Raw genomic sequence first — 14,326 nt, 5'->3', positions numbered from 1 at the left:
GGACATCCGCCGATCATGCTGTGGGCCTTCGACCTTCGATCCGGTTCAACCGGCATCCACTTGATTTTGCGGGGTTCCGGCCGCCCACGCGGCAATATTCTGCAAGGTAGTGGCGGCAATCGCGCCCAATGCTTCGCGGGTCAGGAAGGCCTGGTGCGCGGTAATGATCACGTTCGGAAAGGTCAGCAGCCGCGCCAGCACGTCATCCTGCAACGGCAGGTCGGAGCGGTCCTCGAAAAACAGTTGCGCCTCCTCTTCATAGACATCCAGGCCCAGGTAACCCAGTTGCCCATCCTTGAGTGCGTCAATCAGTGCCGGCGTATCCACCAGGCCGCCGCGCCCGGTGTTGATCAGCATGGCGCCGGGTTGCATGTGCGCCAGTGATTCACGGTTGATCAGGTGCTTGCTCTGGTCGTTGAGCGGGCAGTGCAGGCTGATGATCTGCGACTCGGCGAGCAATTGCGGCAGGCCCAGGTAGCGAGCGCCGAGGGCTTCGACCTGCGGGTTGGGGTAGGGGTCATACGCCAGCAGCTGGCAGCCAAACCCGTGCATGATTTTCGCCAAAGTCGCACCGATCTGCCCGGTGCCGACGATGCCAACTGTTTTGCCCACCAGATCGAAGCCGGTCAGGCCGTGCAGGCTGAAATCCCCTTCGCGGGTGCGGTTGTAGGCGCGGTGCAGGCGCCGATTGAGCGCCAGGATCAGCGCTACCGCGTGTTCGGCCACGGCATGCGGCGAGTAGGCCGGCACGCGCACGACGGGCAGGCCCAGACGTTTGGCAGCGGCCAGGTCGACGTGGTTGTAGCCGGCCGAGCGCAGCGCGATCAGGCGCGTGCCTCCCGCAGCGAGGCGTTCGAGCACGGGCGCGCTGAGGTCATCATTGATGAAGGCGCAAACCACCTCGTGGTCTTCTGCCAGGGCGACTGTATCGATGCTCAGGCGCGCGGGTTGAAACTGCAGTTCGAGGTCGACGGGGAGCTCGGTGGCGAGAAAACTGTCGCGGTCGTAGGTCTGGCTGCTGAATAAAAGGGTGCGCATCGGATCCTCCGGTTGATCAGCGTTCGGTCAGGCGTTGATGCGGGCCTGTGCCGCCAGGCGATTGATCGCCCGGTCGAGTTCCTCGAGGGCACTGTAGGCGCGCGGGTCTTGCTGCTTGAGCAGGGTTTCGCTGCGTTGGCAGGCGGCGCGCAATTGCGGCACGCCACAGTAGCGGGTCGCACCATGCAGGCGGTGGACCCGCTCGATCAGCGCGTTGTGGTCGTCGATGTCCCGGGCAAACCGGATGGCTTCGCGGTCGGCTTCCAGGGACGCGAGCAACATGGCCAGCATATCCGCCGCCAGGTCTGCCTTGCCGGCAGCCAGACGCAAGCCTTCCTCGTGATCGAGCACCTGCAGTTCCGGGGCGCCGCCGTGTCGATCGCCCGCGCGTTCGGGCCCCTGATTGCGCAGGGCCAGGCCACTCCACTTCAACACCACCTGCGCCAGTTGCCGCTCACTGATCGGCTTGGTCAGGTAGTCATCCATGCCGCTTTGCAGCAGGGCGCGTTTTTCGTTGGCCATGGCATGGGCGGTCAGCGCGACGATCGGCAGCGGCGTGCAGTGGCGCTCACTCTCCCATTGGCGAATCGCTTCTGTGCTCTGGCGCCCATCCATCCCGGGCATTTGCACATCCATGAGCACCAAATCGAAGGTCTCGCTCTGCACCGCCTTGATTGCAGCAAAGCCACTTTCCACCGCCAGCACCTTGGCGCCCATGTCTTCGAGCAGGGTTTGCACCAGCAACAGGTTGGCCGGGTTGTCGTCGACACACAGCACTTTGGGCGCACGACTGGACAACGGCTCGTCCGGCTCGCTGCGGATGTGGCGCGGGTTGACCAGGTCGGACAGCGCCCGTCGCAGTTTGCGGGTGCAGGCCGGTTTGGCCTGGAGCTGACTGTGAGGGTTGGGCACGGACAGGTGGAACAGCGTCTGTTCGGTGGTCGGGCACAGCACCAGCACTTTGCAGCCCAGGTGTTCGAGGTCCCAGATGTGCTGGTTGAGGCGTTCGGGTGGCATGTCTTTGCTGGTAATGCCCAGTACAGCGAGGTCGATCGCCTGCTCGGTCTGGTGCACACCGGTCACGCCATTGGCCAGGCTTTCCAGCGTGTTGAAAGGCGTCACCGCAAGACCGCAGTCTTCCAGCTGATGCTGCAGGGCCTGGCGCGCCAGCTCATGGTTCTCCAATACCGCAACACGGCGCCCCAGCAGCGGCGGGCCGGGCAGGTCCTCGGCGTCGTCGCGGGTCTTGGGCAGGCTCAGGCTGATCCAGAATTCCGAGCCTTCGCCCGGGGTGCTGTCGACGCCGATCTCGCCGCCCATCTGCTCGATCAGGCGCTTGGAGATCACCAGGCCCAGGCCGGTGCCACCGGGTTGCCGTGACAGTGAATTGTCGGCCTGGCTGAAGGCCTGGAACAAAGCGCGTACGTCCTGGCTGGACAGGCCGATGCCGGTGTCCTGAATACTGATGCGCAGTTGCACGCTGTCTTCATGCTCGTCTTCGAGCATGGCGCGGGCGACGATGGTGCCTTCGCGGGTGAACTTGATCGCATTGCTCACCAGGTTGGTGAGGATCTGCTTGAGTCGCAGCGGATCGCCTACCAGCGACAACGGCGTGTCGCGATAAACCAGGCTGACCAGCTCCAGCTGTTTGGCGTGGGCGGCGGGGGCGAGGATGGTCAGGGTGTCCTGCAACAGGTCGCGCAGGTTGAACGGAATATGGTCGAGCACCAGCTTGCCGGCTTCGATCTTGGAGAAGTCGAGAATCTCGTTGATGATGCCCAGCAGGCTGTCGGCGGACTTTTCGATGGTGCCCAGGTAGTCGAGTTGCCGCGGGGTCAATTCGCTTTTTTGCAGCAAGTGCGTGAAACCCAGGATGCCGTTGAGCGGGGTGCGGATTTCATGGCTCATGTTGGCCAGGAACTCGGACTTGATCCGGCTCGCTTCCAGGGCTTCCTTGCGCGCCAGGTCCAGCTCGATGTTCTGGATTTCGATGGTTTCCAGGTTCTGGCGCACGTCTTCGGTGGCCTGGTCGACGCTGTGCTGGAGTTCTTCCTGGGCGTTTTGCAGGGTCCCGGCCATACGGTTGATGCCCGCCGCCAGTTCGTCCAGCTCCTGGCTGCCGAGGGGTGGCAGGCGGGTCTCCAGGTGGCCGTCCTTGAGTTGCGCCACGGCCTGTTTGATCTGGCCGATCGGGCGGTTGATGGTACGGCCCATGCGCAAGGCCAGCAGCGCCGCACCGCCCAGGCCCGCAACAATCAGCAGCAGGCTGGCAAACAGGCTGCGATAACCACGCAGCAGCATGCCATTGTGGGACAGTTCGAGTTCGACCCAGCCGAGCAGGCGATCAGCCTCGTCGGGGATCAGGTCGCCGGCCAGGTTACGATGCTTGCCGAAGACCGGCAGCAGGTAGCGCGTCGCGTCATTGCCGCTGCGGCGCAGCAGTTGCGAGCCGTCGCCCAGGGGGGCCTGATTGAGCATGGTCGGGCCGGCATGAGCCAGCGGCGTGCGGTCGGCGGCGAGGAAGGTGACCGCGCGCACGTCCTGCTGCTCCAGCGACTGGGTGGCGATGCGTTCGAGCAGCTCGTTGTTGTGGTGCCCCATGGCGGGGGCGACCAGTGGCGCCAGTTGCTCGGCGATCATTTCGCCGCGCTGCATCAGCTGGGTTTGCAGGTCGGACTGCTGCATCCAGATGAAATAGCCGCCCAGCACCAGTGCCATCAGGCTGGTCGGCAACAGCGTCAGCAGCAATACACGGCCTTTTATTCCCAGTTTCTTGAGCACGCATCTCTCCTGCATCCAGCGATTTAATGACCTGCGCTTACGTCCGGTACGCGCCACCTGCGCAGTGTAGCGATTTGCTCGCGGCCGATCCCCGTAAAAATTGTGCCGGTCATTCGTCGGCCCGCTCAGCCTATTGAGGTCCGGAGTGAAGCTTGTGTTGCCCCTGGCGAGGCAATCTTGAATAATCTGTCAACTGAGAATTATTTGCAGATACTCATGAATCCCATCTCTAGCGATCATCCGCGCATACTTTCCATCGAAGACGACCTCGTTCTTGGTGCCTATGTGCACGAGCATCTTGGGCGCAGCGGCTTCCAGGTGACCTGGTGCCAAAACGGCCAGGAGGGGCTGGACCTGGCGCGTGAGCAACGCTTCGACGTAGTGCTGATGGATATTCTGCTGCCAGGCCTGGACGGGCTCAAGGCGCTGACCCAGTTGCGCGAGAGCCATTCGACTCCGGTGCTGCTGATGTCGGCGCTGGGGGCGGAAGCCGATCGCATCAGTGGCTTTCGGCTGGGGGCTGATGATTACCTGCCCAAACCGTTCAGCATGGCGGAGTTGCGGGTGCGTATCGAAGCGATATTGCGGCGGGTGGCGCTGGACCGTCGACCGGCGCCGGTCGCCCCTGCGCCTGCGGCCGACTGCCTGCGGTTCGACGACGGCTGCTTTGACGTGGTCTATCGGGATCGGGCCGCAGGCCTGACTCGCAGCGAGTACCGCCTGCTGGAAACCTTGAACCGCAACGGCGATGAAGTATTGAGCAAGGCCTTCCTTTATCAGCAAGTCCTGCAGCGCGGCTATGCCGCCCACGATCGCAGCCTGGACATGCACATCAGCCAGATTCGCCGCAAACTCAAGGCCATCGACTACTTGGAACGCGAAGTGCGCACGGTCTGGGGCAAAGGCTATGTGTTAAGTGCTGCTGATGAAGTGGTCTGACCTGCCGGGGCGGCATTCGCTGTTCTGGAAACTGGCGTTTTTGCTGGTGGCGTTCTGCTTGCTGATGATCTGGCTGAGCTGGTCCTGGGGCCGCTACATGGAAGAGCGCAATCAGTTTCTCTCCGATGACGCCCGAGGCACCTTGACGCGCTACGCCGCCGAGGCCGAGCGCGCCTGGGAGCAGGGGCAGCAGACCGGCGTCGATAGCTGGTTGCAGGGCATGCGCCAGCGTGAAGCGGGGTGGGTCGGCGTCATCAGTGGGGATCTGCAGTCGTTAAGCAGCCAGGAGCTGACGGACAAAGAGATCCAGCACCTGACTTTTCTGCGCGGCCTCGACTGGCCCATCCACAAGAAAGGCCTGCCGTGGCTGCGAGTACCCTTTCCTGGCGACTCGTCCGTGGGCAGCCTGGTGATCGAGTTGCCGCAACGTTTTGTACCTGGCCAGTATCGGCTGTTTTGGCGGGTCATCACCAATGGCGTGATTCCCGGGCTGTTTACTTTGCTGCTGTGCGTCGGGCTGTATCGCCTGCTGGTCGTACCGCTGAATAACCTGCGTGAACAGGCCAATGCCTGGCGTGCCGACCAGTTGGGCGTGCGCCTGTCGAGCCGCACCACTGATCGACAGGATGAATTGGGGGAGCTGGGCCGCGCCTTCGATCACATGTCCGAGCGGTTGCAGGGCACAGTGGCCCTGCAACAACAACTGCTGCGCGATCTGTCCCACGAATTGCGTACGCCCCTGAGCCGCCTGCGGGTGGCCAGCGACAGCGAGCAGGACCTGGCGCAATTGCGCGAGCGAATCGGTCGGGAAGTCGACGGCATGCAGCGGCTGGTCGAGGACACCCTGCAGCTGGCCTGGCTCGACACAGAGCGCGCGCCGTTGCCCGATGAAGCGATCCAGATTCAGGCACTGTGGGAGATGCTCACGGAAAATGCCTGCTACGAGAGTTGCTGGCCGAGCGGGCAATTGGTGTGCACCGTGGATGCCTCCTGTTGGGTGCGTGGCAACCTCAACACCCTGGCCCAGGCGGTGGAAAATATCCTGCGCAACGCCATCCGCCATTCGCCCCAAGGAGCAGTGGTGACCCTGGGAGGCCGGCGCGACGGCAACTTCTGGCATCTGTGGCTGGAGGATCAGGGCGGCGGCGTGGCTGACACCGATCTTGAGCGAATCTTCTCACCCTTCACCCGGCTCGACGGTTCGCGCCCGGGCAACGGCGGATTCGGCCTGGGCCTGAGCATCGCGCGCAATGCCGTGCAGCGCCAGGGCGGAATTATCTGGGCGCAGAATACCGGGACTGGTTTGCGCCTGAATATGCGACTGGTGGCGGATGAAGGCGCTGGCAGCGCAGCCGTCTTCGCGGGCGAGCCCCCTCCCACGGGTATTTGTGTCGTCTAGATGATGTGTGGAGGCAAACTGAATAGCGGCCTTATTCCCACAAGCCATAAGCACTGCACTTTGCGTGATATGGCCTTTGCGGGTTTGCCGGTATGATGGGCGCCCCCGCAGTCTGGATTGCGAATACGCCATGACATTGCAGTACCCAACCATCGCCGATTGCGTCGGCAACACCCCGCTGGTTCGTTTGCAGCGCCTGCCTGGCGCCACCAGCAATACTCTTCTGCTCAAGCTGGAAGGGAACAACCCGGCGGGTTCGGTCAAAGACCGTCCTGCGCTGTCGATGATTACCCGTGCCGAATTGCGCGGGCAGATTCAGCCTGGCGACACGCTGATCGAGGCGACTTCGGGTAATACCGGGATCGCGCTGGCGATGGCGGCCGCGATCAAGGGTTACCAGATGATCCTGATCATGCCGGACAACTCCAGTGCCGAACGCAAGGCCGCCATGACCGCCTACGGTGCCGAACTCATTCTGGTAACCCAGGAAGAAGGCATGGAAGGCGCGCGTGACCTGGCCCAGCGCATGGAAGCCGAAGGTCGGGGCAAGGTGCTGGACCAGTTCGCCAACGGCGACAATCCTGAAGCGCACTACACCACGACCGGCCCGGAAATCTGGCGCCAGACCCAAGGCACCATTACCCATTTCGTCAGCTCCATGGGCACCACCGGCACCATCATGGGCGTTTCGCGCTACCTCAAAGAGCAGAGCGACAGCGTGCAGATCGTCGGTCTGCAACCCATGGAAGGCTCGGCCATTCCAGGTATTCGCCGCTGGCCGCAGGAATACCTGCCAAAAATCTACCAGGCTGATCGCGTGGACCGCATCGTCGACATGGCGCAAGCCGAAGCCGAGGACGTGACCCGTCGTCTGGCTCGTGAAGAAGGCATTTTCTGCGGCGTGTCCTCGGGCGGTGCGGTGGCAGCGATGCTGCGCCTGTCCAAAGAAGTTGAAAACGCGGTGATCGTTGCGATCATCTGCGACCGTGGCGACCGATACCTGTCGACCGGCATTTTCGACGCGGCCAACTGATGGCCAAGCACGAGAGAGGCCTGCGCTTCCAGCCGACAGGCGGCAGCAAGTCACCCCAGATCCCGACGGGCAAGAAGCAGCGTCTGACGATCGAGCGCCTGGCCAATGACGGCCGCGGGATCGCATTTTTCGAAGGTCGCACCTGGTTTGTCCTGGGGGCCTTGGCGGGTGAAGAAGTTGAAGCGCGAGTGCTCGGTACTCACGGCAAGGTGGTGGAGGCGCGAACCGAGCGGGTGTTCCAGGCCAGTGAGCTGCGCCGCCCTGCACCTTGCCCACACTTCGGTCGCTGTGGTGGCTGCAGCGTGCAGCACCTGCCCCATGACGAACAGCTTGCACTGAAACAACGCATGCTGGCCGAGCAATTATCCAAGGTCGCCGGTGTCGAACCTCAGGAGTGGGCAGCGCCGTTGAGCGGTCCGGAATTCGGTTACCGACGTCGCGCCCGAGTGGCGGTGCGTTGGGACATGAAAGCCAGGAAACTCGAAGTCGGTTTCCGTGCTGCTGGCAGTCAGGACATCGTTGCAATCAGCGAATGTCCGGTGCTGGTACAGCCCTTGCAGCCGATCATGACGCGATTGCCGGAAATGTTGCGGCGCTTGAGCAAACCTCAGGCGCTGGGGCATGTCGAACTGTTCAGTGGATCCTCGCTGGCGGTGCTGCTGCGGCATATGGCGCCGTTGTCCGAGGCGGACCTGACCATTCTCAAGGAGTTCTGCGCTTTCCATGGCGCGCAACTGTGGCTGCAGGGTGAAGGCGAACCGCAACCGGTGAATGCCGATCAGTCCCTGGGCTATCGCCTGGAGCGCTGGGATCTGGAACTGGCCTACCGACCCGGCGACTTCGTCCAGGTCAATGCCGGCGTCAACGAGGCCATGGTCGCCCAAGCACTGGATTGGCTCAAGCCGCAGCCGGATGAGCGGGTACTTGACCTGTTCTGTGGCCTGGGCAACTTTGCCCTGCCATTGGCCAAGGTGGTACGCGAAGTGGTGGCGGTGGAGGGTGTGCAGACCATGGTCGAGCGTGCAGCCGCCAACGCAGCTTGCAACAATCTGCATAACACTCATTTTTTTCAGGCCGATTTATCCCAGCCTTTGACTGATGCCGAGTGGGCAGTCGAAGGCTTTTGTGCGGTACTCTTGGACCCACCGCGTGACGGTGCCTACGAGGTCGTGCGCAAGCTCAAGGCGCTGGGCGCCAAGCGTCTGGTGTATGTGTCGTGCAACCCGGCAACGCTGGCGCGTGACACGGTCGAATTGATCAAGCAGGGCTACCGGTTAAAACGTGCCGGGATTCTCGATATGTTTCCTCAGACGGCACATGTCGAGGCCATGGCGTTATTTGAAGCGAGCCAGGACGGCTCGTCTGGTCCGACTGACTCGCCCGTACAGCGCTCGAATTAGCCCCACGAGCGTACCCGGCAATAAAGGTCAGCGATTTGACGCATTGAATCTGCGTCGTAGGGAAGGTAAGCAAGATGGTACAGGTGAGAGCACACCAGCCGATCAACACCGACGGCAGTATCAATCTCGAGGCTTGGCTCGATCATGCGGTCAGTGTCGATCTGGCACTGGATCGCGAAGCCTTGAAGCAAGCGTGCGAGTTCGCCCGCGCGTCCGAGCAACAGGCCAATGCGGCGAAGAACCTGTGGTCCGAAGGCACGTCGAGTTTTCGCACCGGGCTTGAAATCGCCGAAATTCTCGCCGACCTCAAGCTTGATCAGGACTCGTTGGTGGCTGCGGTGCTGTACCGCGGCGTGCGCGAAGGCCAGATCGAGCTGCCGGCAGTCAGCCAGCGGTTTGGGCCGGTGGTCGCCAAGCTCATCGACGGCGTGCTGCGCATGGCGGCGATCAGCGCCAGCCTGAGCCCCCGGCAATCCCTGGTGCTGGGTACCCAGGGCCAGGTGGAAAACCTGCGCAAGATGCTGGTGGCGATGGTCGACGATGTCCGTGTGGCACTGATCAAGCTGGCCGAACGCACCTGCGCGATCCGCGCGGTAAAAACCGCTGACGACGAGAAACGCAACCGGGTCGCCCGCGAGGTGTTCGACATCTACGCGCCGCTGGCCCATCGCCTGGGCATCGGCCATATCAAGTGGGAGCTGGAGGACCTGTCCTTCCGTTACCTGGAACCGGATCAGTACAAGCAGATTGCCAAGTTGCTGCACGAGCGCCGGCTGGATCGCGAGCGGTTCATCGCCGACGTGATGAACCAGCTGAAGGTCGAGCTGCAGGCGACCGGTGTCGATGCCGACATCAGTGGCCGGGCCAAACACATTTATTCGATCTGGCGCAAGATGCAGCGCAAAGGCCTGGAGTTCAGCCAGATCTACGACGTGCGTGCGGTTCGAGTGCTGGTGCCGGAAATGCGCGATTGCTACACCGCGCTGGGCATCGTCCACACCCTGTGGCGGCACATCCCGAAAGAATTCGACGACTACATCGCCAACCCGAAAGAGAACGGCTACCGTTCGCTGCACACTGCGGTGATCGGCCCCGAGGGCAAGGTGCTGGAAGTGCAGATCCGCACCCACGCCATGCACGAAGAAGCCGAGCTGGGCGTGTGTGCGCACTGGAAGTACAAGGGCACCGACGTCAAGTCCGGTTCCAATCACTACGAAGAGAAAATCTCCTGGCTGCGTCAGGTGCTCGAGTGGCATGAGGAGCTGGGCGATATCGGTGGTCTGGCCGAGCAGCTGCGGGTCGACATCGAGCCGGACCGGGTCTACATCTTCACCCCGGACGGTCACGCCATCGACTTGCCCAAGGGCGCGACGCCGCTGGACTTCGCCTACCGCGTGCACACCGAAATCGGTCACAACTGCCGTGGCGCGAAGATCAACGGGCGCATCGTACCGCTTAACTACAGCCTGCAGACCGGCGAACAGGTCGAGATCATTACCAGCAAGCACGGCACGCCGAGCCGCGACTGGCTGAACCCGAACCTGGGTTACGTGACCACTTCGCGGGCGCGGGCGAAAATCGTTCACTGGTTCAAATTGCAGGCGCGCGACCAGAACGTCGCGGCCGGTAAAACCCTGCTCGAACGCGAACTCAATCGCCTCGGTCTGCCAGCGGTGGATTTTGACAAGCTGGCCGACAAGGCCAACATGAAAACCGCCGAGGACATGTACGCTGCCCTGGGTGCCGGCGATTTGCGCCTGGCGCAACTGGTGAACCTGGCGCAGCAACTGGTCGAGCCGGAACGCGGCAACGAGCAGCTGGAACTGATCCCGCGCAAAGCCACCGGCTACAAACCGGGCAAGCGCGGTGACATCCAGATCCAGGGCGTCGGCAACCTGATGACGCAAATGGCCGGTTGCTGCCAGCCGTTGCCGGGGGATGCCATCGTCGGTTACATCACTCAGGGGCGTGGCGTGAGCATTCACCGTCAGGACTGTGCCTCGGTGCTGCAACTGGGCGGGCGCGAGCCGGAGCGCATCATCCAGGTCAGCTGGGGCCCGGTGCCGGTGCTCACCTATCCGGTGGACATCATCATTCGCGCCTACGACCGTTCCGGTCTGCTGCGTGACGTGTCCCAGGTCTTGCTGAACGAGCGGATCAACGTGCTGGCGGTCAATACCCGCTCGAACAAAGAGGACAACACCGCACTGATGTCCCTGACCATCGAGATTCCGGGGCTGGATGCATTGGGTCGGTTGCTGGGGCGGATTTCCCAGTTGCCGAACATCATCGAAACCCGGCGTAACCGTACCCCCTGAGTTGGGGGCTTGACTCTTTACTGTAGGAGCGAGCTTGCTCGCGATGGACGTCAACGATAACGCGTGCTGTCTGGATGAACACGTCGCTCTCATGTTCATCGCGAGCAAGCTCGCTGCTACAAAGAGCGGATAGAGATTGATTGATGTATTCACTTGAAGATCTGCTGCACCTGATGAGCCGCCTGCGCGACCCGCAGTTCGGTTGCCCTTGGGACATCAAGCAAACCTACGCCAGCATCGTCCCGCACACCCTCGAAGAAGCCTACGAAGTGGCTGATGCCATCGAGCGGGGTGACTTCGACCACTTGCAGGGTGAGCTGGGGGATTTGCTGTTCCAGGTGGTTTACTACAGCCAGCTGGCCCGGGAAGAAGGGCGCTTCGAATTCGCCGGCGTCATCGATAGCATCACCCGCAAGCTGATTCGCCGTCATCCCCACGTGTTCCCCACTGGCGATCTGTACGCGCCACTGGATGTTCCGCGCTTGAGCGAGGAACAGGTCAAGCAGCGCTGGGAAGAGATCAAGGCCCAAGAGCGCGCCGAGCAGTGCACGACGCCCCAGCAGCTGTCACTGCTCGATGACGTGCCTGCCGCGTTGCCCGCACTGTCCCGTTCGGCAAAATTGCAGAAGCGCGCAGCGCAGGTCGGTTTCGACTGGCCGGACGCCTTGCCGGTATTGGACAAGGTTCGCGAAGAACTCGATGAAGTGCTCCAGGCCATGGCCGATAACGACCCTGCGGCGGTGGCCGATGAGGTTGGCGACCTGCTGTTTTCCGTGGTTAATCTGGCGCGCCACCTCAAGGTCGATCCGGAAACCGCACTGCGCGGCGCCAACGGCAAATTCGAACGACGCTTCCGATTCATCGAACAGGCATTGCGCGACACCCACCGTCCCATGGAAGATTGCACCCTCGAAGAGTTGGACGCCTTGTGGGGCGAAGCCAAACGCCAGGAAAAGAATATGCCCAACTGCGGTTGAGCAGTTGCCTAAGTGAGTACTAAGCACCATGAGCATTTCCCTTCGCGACCAGTTGCTCAAAGCAGGGCTGGTCAACCAGAAGCAGGCCAAACAGGTCGGCAAAGAAAAGCAGAAGCAGCAGCGTCTGGTCCATAAAGGTCAGGCCGAGCAGGATGATACCCAGCAGCGCCTGGCCCAGGAGGCGCAGGCCGAAAAGGTCAAGCGTGACCAGGAGCTCAATCGTCAGCAGCAAGAGAAAGTAGAGGCCAAGGCCCGTGCCGCACAGGTCAAGCAATTGATCGAAGCCTCGCGCCTGCCCAAGTTGACGACCGAGGACTACTACAACTTCGTTGACGACAAGAAGGTCAAGCGGATCTGCGTCAATACGCTGATGCGCAACAAGCTCAGCAGCGGTTCGCTGGCGATCGTGCACCACGGCGGCGGCTATGAAGTCATACCGCGTGAAGCAGCCCTGAAGATCCAGGAGCGGGATCCGCAACGTATCGTCTACATGAATGTGCAGACCGAAGAAGTCGCTGCCGAGGACGATCCATACGCGGCCTATCAGATCCCTGACGATTTGATGTGGTAAGCCGTTAGGGCGCCCAACGACGACAAACCCCGCTCATGGCGGGGTTTGTCGTTTTCAATGCTGTAGTGACTCAGGCGCAGCGCCTAGGCGGAACGAAGTTCGCGTTGCTGCTCCAGTGTTTCCAGTTCGGCTTTGTAGTTGTGCGCGTCGGTCTCTGAGTGAAACATGCCGACCAGCAGGTCCTGCTGATGCACATCCCAGATCCGGATGCCGGCGGCTACACCTTCATGGGACATGTGTGAATCGTCGCGTTCAGTTACTTTCACAGTCATCTGCTTGCTCCAATTTCAGTTACCTGCACCAATGCATGTGCAGGTCTCTGTTATAAGTTTTGATAGCAGGCTAAGTAAACAGGCCATTTGGGTAACAGTTTTTCATGAAAATCGAGAAAGCCCTGCAGCCCTTTAAATCCGCGACATTCGGTCGCAGGGCGTTTGGTTTCATGACAAAAGCTTCATGTTCAAAGAGGGTTTTGACCCACGATAGCCCGTAGGAGCTGGCGAAGCCTGCGATCTTTTGATCCTGATTTTTCATATCAAAAGATCGCAGGTTTTGCCTGCGCTCGCAGGGAATGGCGGCGCCCAAACCAAAAAAAACGCCCCGAACCAGTCGGGGCGTTTTTTGTGTAGCGCAGCAGCGGTAGGGCGTATTACTTGCCCGACCAGCGCTTCAGTACCAGGGTGGCATTGGTGCCACCGAAACCAAAGCTGTTGCTCATCACGGTATTGATGGTGGCGTCTTCGCGAGTCTTGGTCAGGATCGGCATGTCTGCCACTTCCGGGTCCAGTTCGTCGATGTTGGCCGAGCCCGCCATGAAGTTACCTTCCATCATCAGCATGCAGTAGATCGCTTCGTGAACGCCGGCGGCGCCCAGGGAGTGACCCGACAGGCTCTTGGTGGAGCTGATGGCCGGGGCCTTGTCGCCGAACACTTCACGTACACCTTTCATCTCCATGACGTCGCCGACTGGAGTCGACGTGCCGTGGGTGTTCAGGTAGTCGATCGGGGCGTCAACGGTGGACATGGCCATCTGCATGCAGCGGATGGCGCCTTCGCCGCTCGGAGCGACCATGTCGTAGCCGTCAGAGGTCGCGCCGTAGCCGACGATTTCCGCATAGATCTTCGCGCCGCGCGCCAGAGCGTGCTCGAGCTCCTCGACCACGACCATGCCGCCACCGCCGGCAATGACAAAACCGTCACGCTTGGCGTCGTAGGCACGGGAAGCTTTTTCCGGGGTTTCGTTGTACTGGCTGGACAGTGCGCCCATGGCGTCGAACAGGAACGACTGGCTCCAGTGCTCCTCTTCACCGCCGCCGGCGAACACGATGTCCTGCTTGCCCATCTGGATCTGTTCCATGGCGGTACCGATGCAATGAGCACTGGTAGCACAGGCAGAAGCGATGGAGTAGTTCAGGCCCTTGATCTTGAACGGGGTGGCCAGGCAAGCGGAAACGGTGCTGCTCATGGTCCGCGTGACACGGTACGGGCCGACGCGCTTCACGCCTTTCTCGCGCAGAATGTCCAGCGCTTCCATCTGGTTCAGCGTGGAGGCGCCACCGGAACCGGCGATCAGGCCGGTACGCGGGTTCGAGACCTGCTCATCGGTCAGACCGGAGTCGGCGATGGCGTCTTTCATGGCCAGGTAGGCGTAAGCCGCCGCGTGGCCAACGAAGCGATAGATCTTGCGATCGATCAGTTCTTCGAGAGGAAGGTCAATGGAGCCGGAAACCTGGCTACGCAGACCCATTTCGGCATATTCCGGGTTGAACCGGATGCCCGGGCGACTTGCACGCAGGTTAGCGGAGACGGTCTCTTTGTCATTGCCCAGGCACGAAACGATGCCCAGACCAGTGATAACGACGCGGCGCAT

Annotated in this window: 11 protein-coding genes; 7 read left to right on the top strand and 4 right to left on the bottom strand. The window is 61.6% G+C overall.

The features are described 5' to 3' along the window. Positions 1 to 45: 45 nt before the first annotated feature. Both HYI44_RS25920 and HYI44_RS25915 read right to left on the bottom strand, forming a co-directional pair. Positions 46 to 1,038: a 2-hydroxyacid dehydrogenase gene (locus HYI44_RS25920; RefSeq protein WP_225570867.1), complete on the bottom strand. Its 993-nt coding sequence runs from the start codon at positions 1,036 to 1,038 to the stop codon at positions 46 to 48. A 27-nt stretch (positions 1,039 to 1,065) separates the two neighbouring features. Further along, positions 1,066 to 3,819 (bottom strand): response regulator, encoded by a 2,754-nt coding sequence (locus HYI44_RS25915; RefSeq protein WP_122839096.1) that lies wholly within the window; start codon positions 3,817 to 3,819, stop codon positions 1,066 to 1,068. 216 nt (positions 3,820 to 4,035) lie between these two features. Between HYI44_RS25915 and HYI44_RS25910 the strand changes: the two genes are divergently transcribed. The 7 genes from HYI44_RS25910 (at position 4,036) to HYI44_RS25880 (ending at position 12,456) form a co-directional block, all read left to right on the top strand. Continuing rightward, a complete protein-coding gene (locus HYI44_RS25910) occupies positions 4,036 to 4,758 on the top strand; it encodes a response regulator transcription factor (protein WP_225570866.1) in 723 nt (240 codons plus the stop codon). Further along, complete coding sequence (locus HYI44_RS25905) at positions 4,745 to 6,157, top strand: sensor histidine kinase (protein ID WP_318653949.1); 1,413 nt, start codon at positions 4,745 to 4,747, stop codon at positions 6,155 to 6,157. Before HYI44_RS25910 ends, HYI44_RS25905 begins: the two co-directional genes overlap by 14 nt. Positions 6,158 to 6,287: 130 nt before the next feature. Then, positions 6,288 to 7,190, top strand: coding sequence for a cysteine synthase CysM (cysM, locus tag HYI44_RS25900; RefSeq protein WP_045061773.1), 903 nt, complete (start codon positions 6,288 to 6,290; stop codon positions 7,188 to 7,190). Further along, positions 7,190 to 8,590: a 23S rRNA (uracil(1939)-C(5))-methyltransferase RlmD gene (gene rlmD / locus HYI44_RS25895; protein WP_225570865.1), complete on the top strand. Its 1,401-nt coding sequence runs from the start codon at positions 7,190 to 7,192 to the stop codon at positions 8,588 to 8,590. Before cysM ends, rlmD begins: the two co-directional genes overlap by 1 nt. 74 nt (positions 8,591 to 8,664) lie before the next feature. Beyond that, a complete protein-coding gene (gene relA / locus HYI44_RS25890; protein ID WP_045061771.1) occupies positions 8,665 to 10,908 on the top strand; it encodes a GTP diphosphokinase in 2,244 nt (747 codons plus the stop codon). A gap of 143 nt (positions 10,909 to 11,051) precedes the next feature. Continuing rightward, a complete protein-coding gene (gene mazG, locus HYI44_RS25885) occupies positions 11,052 to 11,885 on the top strand; it encodes a nucleoside triphosphate pyrophosphohydrolase (RefSeq protein ID WP_225570864.1) in 834 nt (277 codons plus the stop codon). 28 nt (positions 11,886 to 11,913) lie between these two features. After that, positions 11,914 to 12,456, top strand: coding sequence for a DUF2058 domain-containing protein (locus HYI44_RS25880; RefSeq protein ID WP_045061769.1), 543 nt, complete (start codon positions 11,914 to 11,916; stop codon positions 12,454 to 12,456). Positions 12,457 to 12,539: 83 nt separating this feature from the next. Here the strand turns inward: HYI44_RS25880 and HYI44_RS25875 are convergent, their stop codons facing one another. Both HYI44_RS25875 and fabB read right to left on the bottom strand, forming a co-directional pair. Next, positions 12,540 to 12,728 (bottom strand): hypothetical protein, encoded by a 189-nt coding sequence (locus HYI44_RS25875; RefSeq protein WP_045061768.1) that lies wholly within the window; start codon positions 12,726 to 12,728, stop codon positions 12,540 to 12,542. Between the two features lie 377 nt (positions 12,729 to 13,105). Then, entirely contained in the window at positions 13,106 to 14,326 is a 1,221-nt protein-coding gene (gene fabB / locus HYI44_RS25870) for a beta-ketoacyl-ACP synthase I (RefSeq protein WP_045061767.1), read from the bottom strand.

The sequence above is a fragment of the Pseudomonas sp. Y24-6 genome (genome assembly GCF_020295325.1).
Classification (GTDB): Bacteria; Pseudomonadota; Gammaproteobacteria; order Pseudomonadales; family Pseudomonadaceae; genus Aquipseudomonas; species Aquipseudomonas gregormendelii.
This window is presented reverse-complemented; position numbering and strand designations above follow the sequence as displayed.

Excerpts from the sequence above, each read along its gene's own strand:
- fabB (WP_045061767.1), bottom strand. The coding sequence starts at position 14,326 with ATGCGCCGCGTCGTTATCACTGGTCTGGGCATCGTTTCGTGCCTGGGC.
- HYI44_RS25875 (WP_045061768.1), bottom strand. The coding sequence starts at position 12,728 with ATGACTGTGAAAGTAACTGAACGCGACGATTCACACATGTCCCATGAA.
- HYI44_RS25910 (WP_225570866.1), top strand. The coding sequence starts at position 4,036 with ATGAATCCCATCTCTAGCGATCATCCGCGCATACTTTCCATCGAAGAC.
- HYI44_RS25905 (WP_318653949.1), top strand. The coding sequence starts at position 4,745 with ATGAAGTGGTCTGACCTGCCGGGGCGGCATTCGCTGTTCTGGAAACTG.
- HYI44_RS25920 (WP_225570867.1), bottom strand. The coding sequence starts at position 1,038 with ATGCGCACCCTTTTATTCAGCAGCCAGACCTACGACCGCGACAGTTTT.
- cysM (WP_045061773.1), top strand. The coding sequence starts at position 6,288 with ATGACATTGCAGTACCCAACCATCGCCGATTGCGTCGGCAACACCCCG.
- mazG (WP_225570864.1), top strand. The coding sequence starts at position 11,052 with ATGTATTCACTTGAAGATCTGCTGCACCTGATGAGCCGCCTGCGCGAC.
- relA (WP_045061771.1), top strand. The coding sequence starts at position 8,665 with ATGGTACAGGTGAGAGCACACCAGCCGATCAACACCGACGGCAGTATC.
- rlmD (WP_225570865.1), top strand. The coding sequence starts at position 7,190 with ATGGCCAAGCACGAGAGAGGCCTGCGCTTCCAGCCGACAGGCGGCAGC.
- HYI44_RS25880 (WP_045061769.1), top strand. The coding sequence starts at position 11,914 with ATGAGCATTTCCCTTCGCGACCAGTTGCTCAAAGCAGGGCTGGTCAAC.